The sequence below is a fragment of the Novosphingobium mississippiense genome, assembly GCF_044029535.1.
Lineage (GTDB): Bacteria > Pseudomonadota > Alphaproteobacteria > Sphingomonadales > Sphingomonadaceae > Novosphingobium.
Map to the genome: position 1 here is coordinate 3393780 of NZ_CP147001.1, position 16621 is coordinate 3410400.

The 16621-nt window shown below is 65.1% G+C and carries 17 protein-coding genes and 1 tRNA gene; 9 read left to right on the plus strand and 9 right to left on the minus strand.

The genetic code is table 11. The annotated features are described in order from the left end of the window. Positions 1-38: 38 nt before the first annotated feature. On the minus strand, positions 39-1322 hold the full coding sequence (murA, locus tag WBP06_RS16090) for a UDP-N-acetylglucosamine 1-carboxyvinyltransferase (protein ID WP_395329784.1): 1284 nt from the start codon (positions 1320-1322) through the stop codon (positions 39-41). A gap of 127 nt (positions 1323-1449) precedes the next feature. On the opposite strand from murA, the gene WBP06_RS16095 reads away from it, so the two are divergent. Beyond that, positions 1450-2331 carry a UTP--glucose-1-phosphate uridylyltransferase gene (locus WBP06_RS16095; RefSeq protein ID WP_395329786.1) on the plus strand — a complete coding sequence of 294 codons (882 nt, stop codon included), beginning with the start codon at positions 1450-1452 and terminating at the stop codon, positions 2329-2331. Between the two features lie 36 nt (positions 2332-2367). On the opposite strand, the gene WBP06_RS16100 is transcribed toward WBP06_RS16095, so the two are convergent. The 4 genes from WBP06_RS16100 to WBP06_RS16115 form a co-directional block, all read right to left on the minus strand. Beyond that, positions 2368-3015: a lytic transglycosylase domain-containing protein gene (locus WBP06_RS16100; RefSeq protein ID WP_395329788.1), complete on the minus strand. Its 648-nt coding sequence runs from the start codon at positions 3013-3015 to the stop codon at positions 2368-2370. 61 nt (positions 3016-3076) lie between these two features. Next, positions 3077-4192 (minus strand): phytase, encoded by a 1116-nt coding sequence (locus WBP06_RS16105; protein WP_395329790.1) that lies wholly within the window; start codon positions 4190-4192, stop codon positions 3077-3079. Continuing rightward, positions 4192-6981: a TonB-dependent receptor gene (locus tag WBP06_RS16110; protein ID WP_395329792.1), complete on the minus strand. Its 2790-nt coding sequence runs from the start codon at positions 6979-6981 to the stop codon at positions 4192-4194. The genes WBP06_RS16105 and WBP06_RS16110 overlap by 1 nt, the downstream gene beginning before the upstream one ends. A gap of 199 nt (positions 6982-7180) precedes the next feature. Beyond that, positions 7181-7255, minus strand: a tRNA-Thr gene (locus WBP06_RS16115). 70 nt (positions 7256-7325) lie between these two features. Between WBP06_RS16115 and WBP06_RS16120 the strand changes: the two genes are divergently transcribed. The 8 genes from WBP06_RS16120 to fabI all read left to right on the plus strand — a co-directional run bounded on the left by WBP06_RS16120 (position 7326) and on the right by fabI (position 13317). Continuing rightward, entirely contained in the window at positions 7326-7649 is a 324-nt protein-coding gene (locus WBP06_RS16120; protein ID WP_395329794.1) for a hypothetical protein, read from the plus strand. A gap of 77 nt (positions 7650-7726) precedes the next feature. Beyond that, positions 7727-8413: a 2,3-diphosphoglycerate-dependent phosphoglycerate mutase gene (gene gpmA, locus WBP06_RS16125; protein WP_395329796.1), complete on the plus strand. Its 687-nt coding sequence runs from the start codon at positions 7727-7729 to the stop codon at positions 8411-8413. A 1-nt stretch (position 8414) separates the two neighbouring features. Beyond that, the gene (gene purE / locus WBP06_RS16130) at positions 8415-8900 is read left to right on the plus strand and encodes a 5-(carboxyamino)imidazole ribonucleotide mutase (RefSeq protein ID WP_395329798.1); all 486 of its coding nucleotides are present in this window, start codon (positions 8415-8417) and stop codon (positions 8898-8900) included. Positions 8901-8919: 19 nt separating this feature from the next. After that, positions 8920-9984, plus strand: a complete 1065-nt coding sequence (locus WBP06_RS16135) for a 5-(carboxyamino)imidazole ribonucleotide synthase (protein WP_395329800.1) — start codon at positions 8920-8922, stop codon at positions 9982-9984. Between the two features lie 8 nt (positions 9985-9992). Continuing rightward, a complete protein-coding gene (locus WBP06_RS16140; protein ID WP_395329802.1) occupies positions 9993-10478 on the plus strand; it encodes a dihydrofolate reductase in 486 nt (161 codons plus the stop codon). 12 nt (positions 10479-10490) lie between these two features. Further along, on the plus strand, positions 10491-11423 hold the full coding sequence (locus tag WBP06_RS16145) for a bifunctional riboflavin kinase/FAD synthetase (RefSeq protein WP_395329804.1): 933 nt from the start codon (positions 10491-10493) through the stop codon (positions 11421-11423). Between the two features lie 104 nt (positions 11424-11527). Beyond that, the gene (locus tag WBP06_RS16150) at positions 11528-12517 is read left to right on the plus strand and encodes a YihY/virulence factor BrkB family protein (protein WP_395329806.1); all 990 of its coding nucleotides are present in this window, start codon (positions 11528-11530) and stop codon (positions 12515-12517) included. Continuing rightward, positions 12514-13317: an enoyl-ACP reductase FabI gene (gene fabI / locus WBP06_RS16155; RefSeq protein WP_395329808.1), complete on the plus strand. Its 804-nt coding sequence runs from the start codon at positions 12514-12516 to the stop codon at positions 13315-13317. The genes WBP06_RS16150 and fabI overlap by 4 nt, the downstream gene beginning before the upstream one ends. A gap of 86 nt (positions 13318-13403) precedes the next feature. On the opposite strand, the gene WBP06_RS16160 is transcribed toward fabI, so the two are convergent. The 4 genes from WBP06_RS16160 to WBP06_RS16175 all read right to left on the minus strand — a co-directional run bounded on the left by WBP06_RS16160 (position 13404) and on the right by WBP06_RS16175 (position 16561). Then, a complete protein-coding gene (locus WBP06_RS16160; RefSeq protein WP_395329810.1) occupies positions 13404-14027 on the minus strand; it encodes a hypothetical protein in 624 nt (207 codons plus the stop codon). Positions 14028-14142: 115 nt separating this feature from the next. After that, on the minus strand, positions 14143-14658 hold the full coding sequence (locus tag WBP06_RS16165; RefSeq protein ID WP_395329812.1) for a demethoxyubiquinone hydroxylase family protein: 516 nt from the start codon (positions 14656-14658) through the stop codon (positions 14143-14145). Continuing rightward, positions 14655-15164, minus strand: coding sequence for a disulfide bond formation protein B (locus tag WBP06_RS16170; RefSeq protein ID WP_395329815.1), 510 nt, complete (start codon positions 15162-15164; stop codon positions 14655-14657). Before WBP06_RS16170 ends, WBP06_RS16165 begins: the two co-directional genes overlap by 4 nt. A gap of 11 nt (positions 15165-15175) precedes the next feature. Next, positions 15176-16561, minus strand: coding sequence for a S41 family peptidase (locus WBP06_RS16175; RefSeq protein WP_395329817.1), 1386 nt, complete (start codon positions 16559-16561; stop codon positions 15176-15178). Positions 16562-16621: the final 60 nt, after the last annotated feature.

The following is a 16621-nucleotide window of genomic DNA, read 5'->3' on the forward strand; positions in this document are numbered from 1 at the left end:
TCCACGTGAAGCAACGCAGGACGTCTGGCTCGGTTGCCTCAGTCGCCGCCGACGCGTTCGATCTGTGCGCCGACCAGAGCCAGCTTTTCCTCAAGCCGTTCGTACCCACGGTCGAGATGGTAAAGACGGTGGACCTGGGTTTCGCCTTCGGCCGCAAGGCCGGCGATCACCAGGCTCATCGACGCGCGCAGGTCGGTTGCCATGACTTCCGCCCCGGTCAGCTTGGGAACGCCGTGGACGATCGCGGTGCGGCCCTTGGTCTCGATATGCGCGCCCATGCGGTTGAGTTCGGGAACGTGCATGTAGCGGTTCTCGAAGATCGTCTCGGTCAGCACGCTGGACCCTTCGGCGCGGCAGAGCAGGGCCATCAGCTGGGCCTGCATGTCGGTCGCGAAGCCGGGGTAGGGCGCGGTGGAGAGGGTCACGGGCTTCAGCGGGCCATCGGCGGCGACGTGAAGGCCATCGGCAGTGGGCTCCACATGGACGCCGGCATCGCGCAGGGCCTGCACGGTAGCTTCCATATCTTCGATCTTGGCGCCCTTCAGCGTGACTTCGCCGCCGGTGATCGCCGCCGCACAGGCATAGGATCCCGCCTCGATACGGTCGGGCATGACCATGTAGGTGGCGCCGTGCAGGCGGGGCACGCCATGGATCGTCAGGTCCGAACTGCCGATACCCTCGATCTGCGCGCCCATGGCGACCAGCAGGTTGCAGAGGTCGACGATTTCCGGTTCGCGCGCGGCGTTGTGCAGCGTCGACGTGCCGGTGCAGAGCACGGCGGCCATCAGCGCATTCTCGGTCGCGCCGACCGAGACCACCGGGAACGAATAGCGGCCGCCGGAAAGGCCGCCGTCGGGCGCGATGGCGCGAACATAGCCGGCCGCCATCTCGATCTGCGCGCCCAAGGCTTCCAGCGCCTTCAGGTGCAGGTCGATCGGGCGGTTGCCGATGGCGCAGCCGCCGGGCAGCGAGACGGTCGCCTCGCCCATGCGGGCCAGCATCGGGCCCAGCACCAGGATCGAGGCGCGCATCTTGCGCACCAGATCATAGGGCGCCACCGAACTGGTGATGCGCGTGGCCTGCAGCGTCATCACGCGGCCGAAATCTTCCGGACGGCTGCCGGCGATCATCGTCGAGATGCCGAACTGGTTCATCAGATGCTGGAACCCGTCGATATCCGCCAGACGCGGCAGATTGCGCAGCGTCACCGGCTCTTCGGTGAGCATGGCGCAAGGCAGCAGCGTCAGCGCCGCATTCTTCGCGCCGGAAACGGGAATGGTGCCGGAAAGGCGCTTGCCGCCCTCGATAATGATCTTGTCCATTGCCCGCTCTTTAACGGGATTTGGCCGCGCAGCAAGCACGGCTCGGAGAAAGACGGATGGACTGTTGCGCTGCACCTGCGAAGCGGCTTTAACTGCCCTGTAACCAAATGGAGTCAGACCATTAACCATGTCTGCGCCTCAGTTTAAAAAACCCGTTCGCAAGGCCGTCTTCCCCGTTGCGGGACTCGGAACGCGCTTTCTTCCCGCCACTAAGGCGATTCCCAAGGAGCTATTGCCGGTCGTTGACCGCCCGCTGATTCAGTATGCGGTGGACGAGGCGCGCGAGGCGGGGATCGAGGAATTCGTCTTCGTGACCGGGCGCGGCAAGACTGCGATCGTCGAACATTTCGATACCGCCTACGAACTGGAAGCGACGATGTGCGCGCGCGGCAAGTCGCTCGACGCGCTGGAGCCCACGCGTATTCAGCCGGGCAATCTGGTGACCGTGCGCCAGCAGGTGCCGCTGGGCCTAGGCCATGCCGTCTGGTGCGCGCGCGCGGTGATCGGTGATGAGCCTTTCGCGATCTTCCTGCCCGATGAGCTGATGTATGGCTCGCCCGGCTGCATGGCGCAGATGGTCGAGGCCTACAACGAAGTGGGCGGCAACCTGGTCTCGGTGCTGGAAGTGCCGCGCGAGGAAGTGTCCAGCTATGGCGTGATCGCCCCGGGCGAGAGCAAGGGCGCGCTGACCGAGGTGAAGGGCCTGGTCGAAAAGCCCAAGGTGGAGGACGCGCCGTCCAACAAGATCGTTTCGGGCCGCTACATCCTGCAACCGGAAGTGATGGATCTGCTCGCCAACCAGGGCAAGGGTGCGGGCGGTGAGATTCAGCTGACCGATTCGATGGCCAAGCTGATTGGCATCCAGCCGTTCCACGCCGTCACTTTCGCCGGCCAGCGCTTCGACTGCGGTTCGAAAGTGGGCTTCGTGGAAGCGACGCTCGCCATCGCGCTCGATCGACCCGACATGGGCGACGAAGTGCGCAAGATTGCGGCCAAGCTGCTGGGCTGAAGCGAAAAGAGGCGTCCCGCTGCGGGGCGCCTCCGTCTACTGGCGGACCGGATCCGTCAGCCGTGCCATGATCGCGGCGACATAGGCCTGTGTTTCGCGGATGTTTGGAACCCCGCCGGCCCGAGTCACGCGGCCGGGTCCGGCGTTGTAGGCGGCCAGCGCCTTTTCGATATCGCCGCCGAACGCATCCAGCTGCATCCGCAGGTAACGCGCGCCACCTTCCAGATTGGCCATCGGATCGCCGGGATTCACGCCCATCTGCGCGGCGGTGCCCGGCATGAGCTGGGCAAGGCCGCGCGCGCCGACTGGCGAGACGGCGAGTTCGTTCCACCGGCTTTCCTGCCACACCACCGCTTCGAGCAGGGTGGGGCTGATGTCGTACTTGGCGGCCAGTTCGGCAACGCGGATGCGCCAGCGAGTGGGACCGGCTGCGTCCAGCGCGTCGGTGATCGACTGCGGTGCCAGTTGGTCCGCGCCCACGTCCGCAGGCGGCGTGGCGTCGGTTGCACTGTTGAGCGCTGCGGGATCGACGGTCTGATGGGCCGGTCCACCGGAAACCCAGCGATAGTCTCCATTACCGATTTCCAGCACGTCCGCCTGCGCGGCAGAGGGCAGGGCGAACAGCGCCAGCGCCGCAAGTGCGGGGACGGTAGCCCGATTCACGCGATTCGCTTCCCTCACCATGCTCGCCATTTACATCGAACCGGCAGCCGCGTCACGATCCCGACGCGGCTGCCGGTTGCGATCAGTCGATCCCCAGTGCGCTGCGAATCGCACCCCACGAAACCAGCTTGAAGTTCTGCGCATGGGGGGCGTTGTCGCCATCCTGAGCAACCATCAGGCCTTCGGGGTAAGCCGGGCCGAAATCGCCCAGCGCGATCTCGATACCGTCGGTCTCGCTGGTGCCGCCGATCGCGCCGCCGTTGATGCGGAAGCGTCCGGCCGGCTTGCCGCTGCCGAGATCGAACACCGCATAGGCGCTGTCGCCCTGGCTCGATGCGACCAGCCAGGCGCGGCCGCCGTCTGCGCGCGCGATGGCAAGGCCCTCCACATCGGCGACGAGGCCGTCCTGCTCGCCCACGCGGGCGAACGGTTCGGCAACCAGCTTGTCGCCGGCCAGCGGCACTTTCCAGATGCCGACGTCTTCCTCGGCCACGAACAGCACTTTGCCGGCATCGTCGACCACGCAGCCTTCCGACTGGGTGGCGAACTTCACGAGGCGCACATAGTCGGGCACGATTCGGCCGTCGCGTTCGACCAGTCGGCTTTCGGCCACCGATCCGTCTTTCAGCACGACATAGGCGCGGGCCAGTTCGCCCTGCGCCAAGGCGGCGCCCATGCAGAAGCCATAGGCCTCTGCCGGGGCATGGCCGGCGGGGAGGAACGTGTCCGCACCCAGCGCGGTCAGCTTGCCGGTGGTGCCGTCCAGCGTGAACAGCGCGATGCGCGGCTCTGCCCGGTCGGTCCGGTCGCTGGCGCCGACCAGAATCGCCGTCCCGCCCGCGCGGCGCACTTCGCGCAAGTCCGCGTTGTTGAGCGCGCCGGCCGCGGCGAAGTCACGCACCTTGCCGTCGAGGCCGTAGACGTAGAGCCCGGCCTTCTTGTCGGTGCCCAGCACCAGGCTGGCGGCCGGATTGGCGGCGTTGCGCCAGATCGCCGGATCGTCGGCGGCATCGGCGTTGGCGGTGCCGACCGGCGCGGTCTCGCCCGCAGCGGGGACGTCGATGGCGGGAAGGTGCACGGCAGGCGCCGTGGCGGTGGTGGCGCAGCCGCCCAGAAGCGTGGAGAGCAGCAGGGCCGGGAGCAAAGCTCCCGACCCCAGCTTCACGACATCGGCGACGTTCGTGAAAGCCGCCTTCATCAGAAGGTCATCCGCGCGCCGAACTTCACGGTCGAGCCGTATTCTTCGTACTGCAGCACGCGCTTGGCGCCGGCCAGGTTCTGATAGGCGAAGTACTTGGCGTTGTTGACGTTCACCCAGTCCGCAAAGAGGCGGATGTTGTCGGTCAGCTTGTACTTGGCCGAAAGGTCCAGCTGGAAGTGCTGGTTGACGGTGCGGTCGGTCTCGAACGAATCGCCCACTTCGTCGAGGTACTTGTCGCGGAAAGTGCCGGCAGCGCGCAGGCTGATCGGGCCCTTCTCGTACCCGAGCACGGCGTTGAAGGTGTTCCTCGAAGCGTTCGGCAGCGAGATGCGACGGGCGATCTGCACACCGCCATCGTCCGTGAATACCGAGCCGCGGGCATAAGTGTAGGTATAGTTCAGCTGGGTCAGCAGGCCGTCGAAAGGTGCGGGCAGCATCGAGAACACCTGGCTGAAGCTGACTTCCACGCCGGCGATTTCGGCCTTGTCGCCGTTCATCGGGATGGTGATCTCTTCATAGGCGATGCCGTTGTAGGTGCCGGCTTCCTTCGAGTTGAGCGAGTAGGTGTAGTCCTTGATCGACTTGTAGAACCCGCCGACCGAGAGGGCGCCGTTGTTCGAGAAGTAGTATTCCATGCCGGCGTCGAAGTTCCACGCCTGATAGGGCTTGAGCTGGGGGTTGCCGACTACCAGTTCGAGATCGTCGTTGATCGTGTTGCGCGGCGCCATCTGCGAAAGCTTGGGGCGCACCACGGTCTTGTACCCGGCCAGACGGGCGACCAGATTCTGCTGCGGGCTGTAGCGCAGGGTCAGGCTGGGCAGCCAGTTGGTGTAGTTGCGCTTGTAGCTCTGCGGATCGACCGTGAAAGTGTCGTCGCCGTTGTCGGTGACGAGGCTGCCGTTGAGGTCGTTATGGGTGTGCTCCATGCGCACGCCGCCGATCACGCGCAGGGTCGCGCTGTCCCAGCGGGCCAGGGCATAGCCGGCCACGATGTCTTCGCGCACCGAATAGTCGCTGATCGCCGAGTTGTAGCCGCTCTCGAAGTCGTTGACGACGAAATCGCCAGGGTTCGCCAGCAGGAAGTCCTTCGGGCCCGTCTTGCTGGAGACCGGACCCATGTCGACCAGGCGGTAGGTCTGCTTGCCCAGCACGTCGGCCAGCGTGTAATCGGCGCCGTCGGCCAGCTCGTAGTAGGTCATGTTGAAGTCGTAGGACTTCTTGCGCCAACGGGCCTTGCCACCGGCCTGAATGGTGAAGTCGCCCTTGTCGCCGGCAAAAGTGCGGGCAAGGTCGGCCTTGACCGCCCATTCCTCGTCCTGGCTGTTGGAGAGGGTGGTCAGTTCGGTCTTGTTGAACTCGTACTCAGAGGCGTCATTGAAGCTGTCGGCGCCTTCGGTGACCGAGTAGGTCGGGTAGTACTTGTTGGCGTAGTCCATATCGACCACGGTACCGCTCTTGAAGCGGGCACGGAAACGGGTCGGGTCGATCGAGAAGTCTTCCTTCTCGGTGGACTTGGCGTAGCTGGCCATCCAGTTGAACTTCCAGACGCCGGTGTCGGTGTCGCTGCCGATCGAGACGGAGCGGATACGCTGGCGTTCGAAGCGATCCTTCAGATCGCGCTCGACGGTGATGCGCTCGTCCGAACCGTCGAACGTCGCGCCACTGTCGGTGCTTTCGCTCGGCCCGTCGAAGTCGCCGAAGTCCAGCGTGGTGCGGCGGCGATATTCATGATCGTCGAACTGGGCCCAATTGCCGCGGATATAGGCCTTGGTCGTGTCCGAAACGCGCCAGTCGGCCGAAAGCGCGGCGTTGATGCGGGTGCGTTCCACGTCATAGTCGCGGTATTCCACCGATTCAGCCCAGGCGTTGCCGCTGTCGTCGACGTTCCAGCCGCCGGTCTCGACGTTGTCGGTCTCGAACTTGCGCTTGTAGTAGCTGACCGAGCCGGCGATGCCGAAGTTGTCGCCCAGCTTCTGGGTGAAGTCGAACGCGCCCTTGGGGGTGACCTTGCCCGAATAGTCGTTCCAGCTGCCCTCGGCGCTCAGCGAGTAGCGATTCTTCTTCGAATCGAAGGCACTGGTGGTGTTCACCTCGATCGAGGCGCCGATGAAATCGCCGTCCATGTCGGGGGTGAAGCTCTTCTTCACTTCGATCGACTGGATCGTGTCGGACGAGATAACGTCGAGCGCGACCGAGCGGACGTCCGATTCGGGGGCGGGCAGGCGGACGCCGTTGACCGAAGTGCCATTGAGTTCGGGGTCGAGGCCGCGGACGGAGACGTAACGTCCCTCGCCCTGGTCGTTGAGGATGTTCACGCCGGGCAGGCGGCGCAGCGATTCGGCGACGTTCTGGTCGGGGAACTGGCCGATAGCGTCGCGGGTGAGGACGGAGACCACGCCGTCAGCAGCCTTCTGGCGCGACAGGGCGCTGGTCATGTTCGCGGTCTGGCCGGTGACGAGAATGTCGCCGCCGCCGATCGCGGCAAGATCGAAATTGCCGGAGACGCGGCCGGTGGTCGGCACGGTGACCGATTGAGTGGTCACTTCGGCACCGACGTAGCGCGCTTCCAGCGTGTACGTGCCGGCGGGCACGTCACCGAAGATGTACTGGCCCGAACGATCGGTTTCGACGCTGCGGTCGAGTTCGACGATGCGCACGCTGGCCGACTGCAGAGCGCGGACGCCGGCGGCGTCATGAACGTTACCGGAAACTTCGCCGGCGTGGGCGATCGTGGCGAAAGAGGCAGAGGCGAGCAGCCCCGCGAGGAGGCGCATGGAGGACGTCATTTGAGGCAAACCCCTGTTGCTTCGAGGAATTGGGGCCGCCTCTAAGTACGTTCGATGACACTTTTGTGCTGTCGGAATGGCAGTTTTGTGACCCCGTTGCAGTGCAGCAAATTGGCCACAGTATACGGTAGACACAGGCCGAAACCCGCGGCGAATCGCCTGCGAGGCACCGATTCCGAAGTTCCAGGGGGAAGGGGAATGGTGCTGCTGGGGAGGATTGAACTCCCGACCTCGTCATTACCAATGACGCGCTCTACCACTGAGCTACAGCAGCGCCTGATCCGAAGGCCTTTCGGCCAGCGCTTCAGCGCTTGCCCACGGCGACCCGGGGCAGGGGCGCGCTAATGTCCGTGGCCGAAGCAATTGTCAAGCGGTGCTTGCGCATTCTTTTTCAGAAGGCCATTCCGCAGCGGACGGAACGGCCCCTGAAAGACCCATTTGCCATGACGCAGCCCCAGCAATCCCGCGAGGAACGGCTTGCCGCCAAGCTTCGTGAAAATCTTCGCCGTCGCAAGGCGCAGGCACGCGCCTTCGATGCCGCGACGCATGATGCGGAAGGCGCGGCAGACGAATCATGTCGGCTGGATGGTCCGATGGACGAAAAAGACACCGCGAACGGCATCGAAAACGAATCGGGCGCTCTTTCCAAATCGCCCCCGGAAAGCTAGGGGCTGCGCCCAGACATAGAGTCAGTCTGCCAAAAGGCGTTCCCCGCCGGAGCGCCGATGAGACCCGGGAGTAAGCCTTGCCTCGCCTGATCCTCGTCCGCCACGGCCAGAGCCAATGGAATCTTGAAAACCGTTTCACCGGCTGGTGGGATGTCGACCTGACCCCGCTGGGTGAGGAAGAGGCCCGCGCGGCTGGTACGCTTCTCAAGGAAAAGGGCATCGCGCCCGACGTTGCCTTCACCTCGCTGCAGACGCGCGCGATCCGCACGCTGCATCTGGCGCTGGAAGCCGCCGGCCTGCTGTGGATCCCCGAGACCAAGGACTGGCGCCTGAACGAGCGTCACTATGGCGGCCTGACCGGCCTGAACAAGGCGGAAACCGCCGCCAAGCACGGCGAGGATCAGGTGAAGATCTGGCGCCGCAGCTTCGACACGCCGCCGCCGGTGCTGGAAAAGGGCAGCGAGTTCGATCTGTCCGCCGATCCGCGTTATGCCGGGATCGACGTGCCGCAGACCGAAAGCCTGAAGGACACCATCGCGCGCGTGCTGCCCTACTATCAGGGTTCGATCGTACCGCACCTGAAGGCGGGCGCCGACGTGCTCGTCTCCGCGCACGGCAATTCGTTGCGTGCACTGGTGAAGCACCTGTCGCACATTTCTGACGACGAGATCACCGGCCTCGAAATCCCGACCGGCCAGCCGATCGTCTACGAACTGGGCGCCGATCTCGCGGTGCTCGACCGCTACTATCTCTCGGAGCGTTGAGATGACCGCGACTGTTCCGGTGGCGATCATCATGGGCAGCCAGTCCGACTGGCCGACCATGGGCAAGGCGGCCGAGATGCTGGACAAGCTGGGCGTGGCCTATGACGCGCGCATCGTCTCCGCCCACCGCACGCCGGAACGCATGGTGGACTTCGCTAAGGGCGCGGCGGACGAAGGCTTCAAGGTGGTGATCGCCGGCGCCGGCGGCGCCGCGCACCTGCCGGGCATGGTTGCCGCGCTCACGCACTTGCCGGTGCTGGGCGTGCCGGTGCAGTCCAAGGCGCTTTCGGGTCAGGACAGCCTGCTGTCGATCGTGCAGATGCCGGCGGGCATTCCGGTCGGCACGCTGGCCATCGGTGAGGCGGGGGCGGCCAATGCCGGCCTGCTCGCCGCCGCGATCCTGGCCACCACCGATGAGGCTCTGGCCGAACGGCTCAAGGCTTTCCGTGCCGCGCAGACCGAAAGCGTGGCAGTCCGTCCTTCCTGATATATCGAGTAACGGTGCAATGATTCCCCCCGGCGAAACCATCGGCATTCTTGGTGGCGGCCAGCTTGGCCGGATGATCGCGATGGCCGCCGCGCAGCTTGGCTACCGCTGCCACATCTATGCGCCGGAGGCCGATTCGATCGCCGCGGAAGTCAGCGCCGCCTTCACCTGCGCCGCCTGGGACGATGCCGCGGCGATGGCCAAGTTCGCCGCCGACTGCGCCGTTGTCACCTATGAGTTCGAGAACGTGCCCGTGGGCCCGTTGGCGGCGCTCGGCGATGTGCCGCTGCTCGCCCACGCCCGCGCGCTGGAAACCGCGCAGGATCGGCTGAACGAGAAGCGCTTCGTTACCGAGTTGGGCGGCAAGCCCGCACCGTTCTTCCCGGTCGACACGGCCGAGGATCTGGCGGCGGCGATTGCCGAGATCGGCACGCCCGGCATCCTCAAGACCCGGCGCGACGGTTACGACGGCAAGGGCCAGTGGCGCATCATGACGCCGCAGGATGCCGAGGGGCTGGACCTTCCGGCGCAGGCACTGATCTACGAAGGCTTCGTCACTTTCTTCGCAGAGTTCTCCGTGATCCTGTGCCGCGGGGCCGATGGCAACATTCGCTATTTCGATTCGGCTGAGAACGTGCATGAGAGCGGCATTCTTTCGCTCAGCACCGTGCCGGCGCCGGCGGCGATTCTGGAGCAGGTTCCCGCTGCGCGCGCACTGGCCGCGAAAGTGGCCGAGGCGCTCGACTACGTCGGCGTGCTGACGCTGGAATTCTTTGCGACCGAAAACGGCCCCGTGTTCAACGAAATGGCGCCGCGCGTGCACAATTCGGGGCACTGGACGATCGAGGGTGCGGTCACCTCTCAATTCGAGAATCACGTGCGCGCGATCTGCGGGCTGCCGTTGGGCGGCACCGGACTTGCGGCGGAATCGGTGGAAATGCGCAACCTGATCGGGGACGAGGCGCATGACTGGGCCACGATCCTTGCCGATCCGGCCAACCACCTGCACCTCTACGGCAAGGCCGCGGCGCGCCCCGGCCGCAAGATGGGGCACGTGACGCGCCTCTCCTTCGGGCAGGACTGACCGGCGACTTGGCGCAGGATATCTTCCTTATCTACGCCCGCGCCGAAAACGGCACGATCGGGCGTGACGGGGCTCTACCCTGGCGCCTGCCGGCCGACCTCAAGCGCTTCAAGGCGCTGACCATGGGCAAGCCCATGATCATGGGCCGCAAGACGTTCGACAGCTTCCCGGCCCCGCTGCCGGGCCGCCGCCATATCGTCCTCACCCGCGACGAAGCCTGGCAGGCCGAGGGCGCCGAAGTGGCCCACACGGTCGAGCAGGCGCTGGAGCTTGCCGGTGACGGTGAGATCGCGGTGATCGGCGGCGCGGAAATCTACGGCCTCTTCGGAGGCATTGCGAACCGCATCGAACTGACCGAGATTCACGGGGACTATGAAGGCGATACCTTCATGCCCCGCCCCGGCAGCGAATGGTATGAGACCGATCGCGAAGACCATGCGGTGGATGGCGAGCGCCCCGCCTATGCTTTCGTGACGCTCGTGCGCGACTTATAGGCCCGAACCGACATGATTCGCCTCGACAACCGTGAGCCCTTTCCCGAAGACATGCGCGGCGCCGTGCTGGCGCTGGGTAATTTCGACGGATTCCACCTCGGCCATCAGGCCGTCGTCGGCGAGGCGATCGACTGGGCGCGCGCCGAAGGGCGCAAGGCGATCGTCGCCACGTTCGATCCGCACCCGGTCCGCCACTTCCAGCCCGATGCGGAACCGTTTCGGCTGACCACGCTGGACCAGCGCCAGGAACTGTTCGCCGAAGCCGGCGCGGACGCCATGCTGGTGTTCCATTTCGATGGTGCGATGGCCGGGATGCATGCCGATCAGTGGATCGAGCGGATTCTGGCCGGGCAACTGGGCGTCGCCGGCGTCGTCACCGGCGATGATTTCACCTTCGGCAAGGCGCGCAGCGGCAACCCCTGCGTGCTGAAGGACGTGGGCGGCCGCTTCGGCATCGAATCGCGCGCGGTCGGCGCGGTGCTGGACGATGGCCTGCCGGTCAGTTCCAGCCGCATTCGCGAAGCGCTGCAGGCCGGCGATTGCCAGACTGCCGCCCGCCTGTTGACGCGGCCCTTCGCCATTCGCGGTCACGTCCAGCATGGCGACAAGCGTGGCCGCGTGATCGGCTTCCCCACCGCCAACCTCGACATGGCGAACTACCTGCGCCCGCGTTACGGTATCTATGCGGTGACCGGCCATCTGCCCGACGGCCGCACGCTGATGGGCGCAGCGAACATGGGCATCCGCCCGACGTTCGATCCGCCCAAAGAATTGCTGGAGCCGCACTTCTTCGATTTTTCCGGCGATCTCTATGACCAGGAGATCGAGGTGGCCTTCCACCACTATCTGCGCGGCGAAGCGAAGTTCGATTCGATCGATGCGCTGAAGGTACAGATGGCGCTCGACTGCGATCGCGCGCGGGAATTGCTCGCCAATCTGGTTTGAGGTTTCGCGACTGAGACCTGACGCAAATCCTTACCGGATTTGAACAAGTCGCCCGCACACCCTATGTCGGCCGGGTGCAAGTCGAACCGCCGAACCAGCCCCCGATGACGCCTGAGGCGCGCCGGCGGGCAGCCTTGCTCTGGCGCGAAGGGCGTGGGCCGCGAATCCCGCGTCCCAACCTGACCGCGCGACCGTTCGTGATCGCCCGCCGCGTGATCGAGGGAACCTGGGAAGACGGGTTCATCCACGCCGGCAATCTGGCCTACATGACGATCGTGGCGCTGTTCCCGTTCTGCATCGCGGTGGCCGCGATCTATTCGGCGGTGGGCGAGCAGGGGCAACTGGACCAGTCGATCGCGGCGCTGCTGCAGGCGCTGCCGCTGCGCGTGCGTGAGGCGCTGGCCCCGGTCGCGCACGATGCCGTACGTGCGCGACATGGCTGGCTGCTCTGGGCTGGTGGCATGTTGGGGGTGTGGACCGCGACCAGCCTGATCGAGACGATCCGCGATATCCTCTATCGGTCCTACGGCATCACCAAGAAGCGCGCGTTCTGGCGTAACCGGTTGGTATCGGGCGGGTTGATCTTCGGCGCGGTGCTGCTGATGTTGCTGTCGCTGTCCTCGCAAGTGTTCCTCTCGCTGATCGAGGACGTGCTGCTGGACCTGTTCCCGCGACTGGGCCGGTTCGATTACCAGCTCGCGATCTCGCGGCTGGTGACGGCGGGCACGCTGTTCGGCTCGCTTTATACGCTGTTTTACATGCTCACGCCGTCGCGATACCAAGGGAAGGGCTTCCCCAAATGGCCCGGGGCTGTATGGGTGACGACGTGGTGGCTTGCCACCGCATGGGCCCTGCCCAGAGTGTTGCGCAATTTCATCGCTTACGATCTCACTTACGGAAGCCTTGCCGGGGTGATGATCGCGCTTTTCTTTTTCTGGTTTGTCGGACTAGGGATGGTTGCGGGCGCGGAACTCAACGCGGCGCTCACCGTCAGTCCCGAGGAGCAGGAGATGCTCGCGGGGCAACAGGGCGGCAACGGCGGATTCCCGAAAGGGGCTGCCGAGAACAACGAAGCACAGGAAGAACACGAATGACCGGTCTGATGCAGGGTAAACGCGGCCTGATCATGGGCCTTGCCAATGACAAGTCCCTGGCCTGGGGCATCGCGAAGAAACTGCACGAACATGGCGCCGAACTGGCCTTCTCCTACCAGGGCGAAGCATTGGCCAAGCGCGTCAAGCCGCTGGCGGAAAGCCTGGGCAGCGATTTCCTCATCGATTGCGACGTTTCCGACATGGCGGCGCTGGACGCGGCCTTCGAAACGCTGAAGGCGCGCTGGGAAACCATCGACTTCGTCGTCCACGCCATCGGCTTCTCGGACAAGAACGAGCTGCGCGGCAAGTATGTCGACACTAGCCTCGAAAACTTCCTGATGACGATGAACATTTCGGCCTACAGCCTGGTCGCCGTGGCCAAGCGCGCGGAACCGATGATGCGCGAAGGCGGATCGATCCTGACGCTGACCTACTACGGCGCAGAGAAGGTGGTGCCGCACTACAATGTGATGGGCGTGGCCAAGGCGGCGCTCGAAACCTCGGTGAAGTACCTTGCCAACGATCTTGGGCCGCAGAACATCCGCGTGAACGCGATCTCGGCCGGCCCGATCAAGACGCTGGCCGCCAGCGGCATCGGCGATTTCCGCTACATCCTGAAGTGGAACGAGCTGAACTCGCCGCTGCGCCGCAACACCACGATCGAGGATGTGGGCGGTTCGGGCCTCTATTTCCTGTCAGACCTCTCCTCGGGCGTTACCGGCGAAGTCCATCACGTCGATTCGGGCTATCACCTTGTCGGCATGAAGCAGGAAGACGCGCCGGATATCGCGCTGAGCTGATCTGCGCTTTTCTGGCAGCCAACCCATGAAAAAGGGCCTGAGGATCGCTCCTCAGGCCCTTTTTCGTGTCTTTCGGGATTGGCGCCTTACTTCGGCTGCGGCAGCGGCGCGTCGGTCTTCCCGGCGGTGCCTTCGGCGGCGTCCGCGTCGGCGGCCTGCCGCTTCTGCTGTTCGAAGTAGGCCTGTTCCGCCTGCTCGACACGCTTCTGCTGCGCGGCGGCATCGGCGTCGATGGTGGAGAGGCGCTTTTCGCGCTCGGCCGCGATCAGTTCGCCGAAGCGCACTTCCGAACCGTTGGCGCGTTCCGAATAGGCGCGGTCGATCAGCTTCTGGGTGCAGCCCGATGCACCGCCGGGGCCGATGGGCGAACAGCTCATGTTGCCGAACGCGCCCACCGTCTCATAGGCCTGGACCTTGTTGGTCCATGCCTGGGACGTGGGGGAATCGATGCCGCGCAGCGGTTCGGGAATGCGGTAGCGTTCCGATTCGGCCTTGCGCGCGCAGACGGTGATCTCGTTGTCGCCGGACTTCGGGCAGGGATCGTCGCCGTAGATGATCAGCTGATTGACCTTTTCACCGCTGCTGTCGGCAGGCTGCGCCTGGGCCCCGTTCTGGGCCCCGTTGTCCTGGGCTGCGGCAGGCAGCGCGCCTCCCGCCAGCCCCAATCCGAACATGGCAATCGCGGCGGCAGTGGTCTTGAGGGGCGTCATCGGAATTGCTCCAGTCGATAAAACGTCGCACGGCCGAATATACGGCGCGCGCCCCTTGAATGGTAGCTTAAGCGTGCCCCCAATCGGGGGGATCCGTCAATATAACGCCCGAAATTCAGATTCTTTCCGAAAGCTTGATGGCCACGCGGCAACCCAGGCGGATGGCGTTGAACAGCAGCGGATAGGCGGGTGCGCGCTCTGCCCCGGCGGCCAGCGCGGCGTCGCGGTGTTCGCGTTCCTCGTCCCGGAACTTGCGGATCACGTCGCCCAGTTCGGGATCCTCGTCACCCAGTTCCTCCAGCTGTTCGGTATAGTGGCGATCGATCTCGGTCTCGATCGCGGCCGTGCAGGCCATCGCCGCTTCCGGCCCGATCAGCGCGGTGGCGGCGCCCAGCGCATAGCCGGCGACCGACCAGACGGGCTGGAGCAGGGTGGGGCGCACCCCGCGTTCCGCGATCATGCGGTCGAACCGCGCCTTATGCTCGGCCTCCTGCTCGGCCATTCCGGCGATCTCGGTCGAATGCGGCGCGCGCGCGCCCATCACCGCCATCTGCCCGGAATAGATCTGCACCGCGCCGTATTCGCCGGCCTGATCGACCCGGATCATGCGCTCGGCCCTGGAGGAAGTCATGACGTCAGGCCCCTGATGGCGGAAGCGGAAGGATTGCTGCGGGCGATCAGGCCGAAGGTGGCCAGCGCGCCGAACGTGGAAAGCAGGAAGTTGAACCCGGCCAGCGAAATGCCGCCCAGCGTCCACGGCGCCACGTCGCAGCGGATCAGCGGGGCGGCCATGATTGCCGCCATCGGATCGGTGCCTGCGGCGAAGGGGCTGGCGGTGCAGGCGGTGAAGCCCTCCCACCAGCCATATTCCACGCCGGCATGGTAACCGCCGATCAGGCCGGAACTGAGGATGCCCAGTGCGGCCACCGCCACCAGCGGCCGCACCGGCCGCCAGAAGAAGGCCAGCACCGCAAAAGGCAGCGCGAACATCTGGCCGTAACGCTGCCACCAGCACATCTCGCAAGGATGCAGGCCAAAGCCGTACTGGCTGATATAGGCGCCTGCCAGCGCGATCACGGGGATCGCCAGCGCAAGCAGGCGGGCGGCGCGCAGCGGTGCGGCAACGGGTACGGTCATCGCGGAAGCCTTCAGTTCTTGCCCGGGACGGCCGGCGTGGCGGCAGTGGCGAGCGCGGGCTTGCCGGCGGTGCGGCGCAGCGTGTCGATCGCGTAGCTCAACTGGAAGTCGGTGATGCCGCGCTTCTTCAGCTCATCCGCGCTTACCTTGAAGCGCGGATCGTCGGCCTTGTCCTTTTCCAGTTCCTTGTCGTCGAGCGCCGCCTCGTTGATCAGGTGGCTGCGCAGATCGGATTCGCGCACGGCCCGCTCGGACCGGGCGCGGGCGTCGGGATCGGAAAGCTGCGGCACCTTGATGTCCGGCACGATGCCGCCTTCCTGCACCGAATGGCCGGACGGCGTGTAGTAGCGCGCGGTGGTGATCTTGATCGCGCTATCCTTGTCGAGCGGGATGTACGACTGGACGGAGCCCTTGCCGAACGTGCGATCGCCCATGATCACCGCGCGGTGCAGGTCCTGCAGCGCGCCGGCCACGATTTCGGAGGCAGACGCGGAGCCGGCGTCGACCAGCACGACCAGCGGCATGCCCTTGACGACATCGCCCTTGAACACGGTTTCGGCGCGGTAATACTGGTTCTCGCTGGCGATGCGGCCGCGTTGCGAGACGATCGTGCCGTGATCGACGAACAGGTCGGACAGCGCCACCGCCTCATCCAGTGAACCGCCCGGATTCGAACGCAGGTCCAGCACCAGCCCGTCCAGCTTGGTGCCCTTCTTGGCGGCCTGCACCTTCAGATCGGCAATGCCCTTGTTGACGAAGTTGCCGACGTCCCGCGAAAATTCGTTGACCGAGATGACGCCCACGTCGTCCTTCAGTTCCCAGGTCACCGGCTCCAGCTCGATCACGCCGCGGGTGACGGTGACGTCGAACGGTGCGTCGCGACCCTGGCGGAAGATCGTTAGCCGGATCGACGTGCCGGCGGGGCCGCGCATCTTGTCCACCGCCTCGTCCAGGTCGCGTTCGTAATAGAGCGTGCCATCCAGATGGGTGATGTAGTCGCCGGCCTTGATGCCCGCCTTTTCGGCCGGGCTGCCCTTAAACGGAGAGACCACCTTCACGGCGCCATCGTCTTCCACCACCGACAGGCCAAGGCCGGTGTAGTTGCCGTCGATCATCGTTTCCAGCCGCTGCTTGGCCGGGCCGTCCAGATAGTTGGAATGCGGGTCCAGGCTGGCCAGCATCCCGTCGATCGCGCCCTTCAGCAGCTTGTCGTCATCCACCGGATCGACGTAGTTGGCCTTGACTAGCTGGTAGATGGTGAAAAGCTTCTGGAATTCGCGGCCCGCATCGCTGTCGACGGCGGCAAGGCCGGAGGTAGCGGCGGGCAATACGGCGACGGCGGAAACCAGCAGAGTCGCGCGGATAATCGAAACGAACTTGGTAGAGCCAAACTTCATCGGGCTGGGTCGCCTCTCGTGTATCGCATCCGGCACAAGCCGGGGGTATTCTTGACTGTG

Bases quoted from the DNA above. Each gene is read 5' to 3' on its own strand.
- murA (WP_395329784.1), bottom strand. From the start codon at position 1,322: ATGGACAAGATCATTATCGAGGGCGGCAAGCGCCTTTCCGGCACCATT.
- WBP06_RS16095 (WP_395329786.1), top strand. From the start codon at position 1,450: ATGTCTGCGCCTCAGTTTAAAAAACCCGTTCGCAAGGCCGTCTTCCCC.
- WBP06_RS16100 (WP_395329788.1), bottom strand. From the start codon at position 3,015: ATGGTGAGGGAAGCGAATCGCGTGAATCGGGCTACCGTCCCCGCACTT.
- WBP06_RS16105 (WP_395329790.1), bottom strand. From the start codon at position 4,192: ATGAAGGCGGCTTTCACGAACGTCGCCGATGTCGTGAAGCTGGGGTCG.
- WBP06_RS16110 (WP_395329792.1), bottom strand. From the start codon at position 6,981: ATGACGTCCTCCATGCGCCTCCTCGCGGGGCTGCTCGCCTCTGCCTCT.
- WBP06_RS16120 (WP_395329794.1), top strand. From the start codon at position 7,326: ATGTCCGTGGCCGAAGCAATTGTCAAGCGGTGCTTGCGCATTCTTTTT.
- purE (WP_395329798.1), top strand. From the start codon at position 8,415: ATGACCGCGACTGTTCCGGTGGCGATCATCATGGGCAGCCAGTCCGAC.
- WBP06_RS16135 (WP_395329800.1), top strand. From the start codon at position 8,920: ATGATTCCCCCCGGCGAAACCATCGGCATTCTTGGTGGCGGCCAGCTT.
- WBP06_RS16145 (WP_395329804.1), top strand. From the start codon at position 10,491: ATGATTCGCCTCGACAACCGTGAGCCCTTTCCCGAAGACATGCGCGGC.
- WBP06_RS16150 (WP_395329806.1), top strand. From the start codon at position 11,528: ATGACGCCTGAGGCGCGCCGGCGGGCAGCCTTGCTCTGGCGCGAAGGG.
- fabI (WP_395329808.1), top strand. From the start codon at position 12,514: ATGACCGGTCTGATGCAGGGTAAACGCGGCCTGATCATGGGCCTTGCC.
- WBP06_RS16160 (WP_395329810.1), bottom strand. From the start codon at position 14,027: ATGACGCCCCTCAAGACCACTGCCGCCGCGATTGCCATGTTCGGATTG.
- WBP06_RS16165 (WP_395329812.1), bottom strand. From the start codon at position 14,658: ATGACTTCCTCCAGGGCCGAGCGCATGATCCGGGTCGATCAGGCCGGC.
- WBP06_RS16170 (WP_395329815.1), bottom strand. From the start codon at position 15,164: ATGACCGTACCCGTTGCCGCACCGCTGCGCGCCGCCCGCCTGCTTGCG.
- WBP06_RS16175 (WP_395329817.1), bottom strand. From the start codon at position 16,561: ATGAAGTTTGGCTCTACCAAGTTCGTTTCGATTATCCGCGCGACTCTG.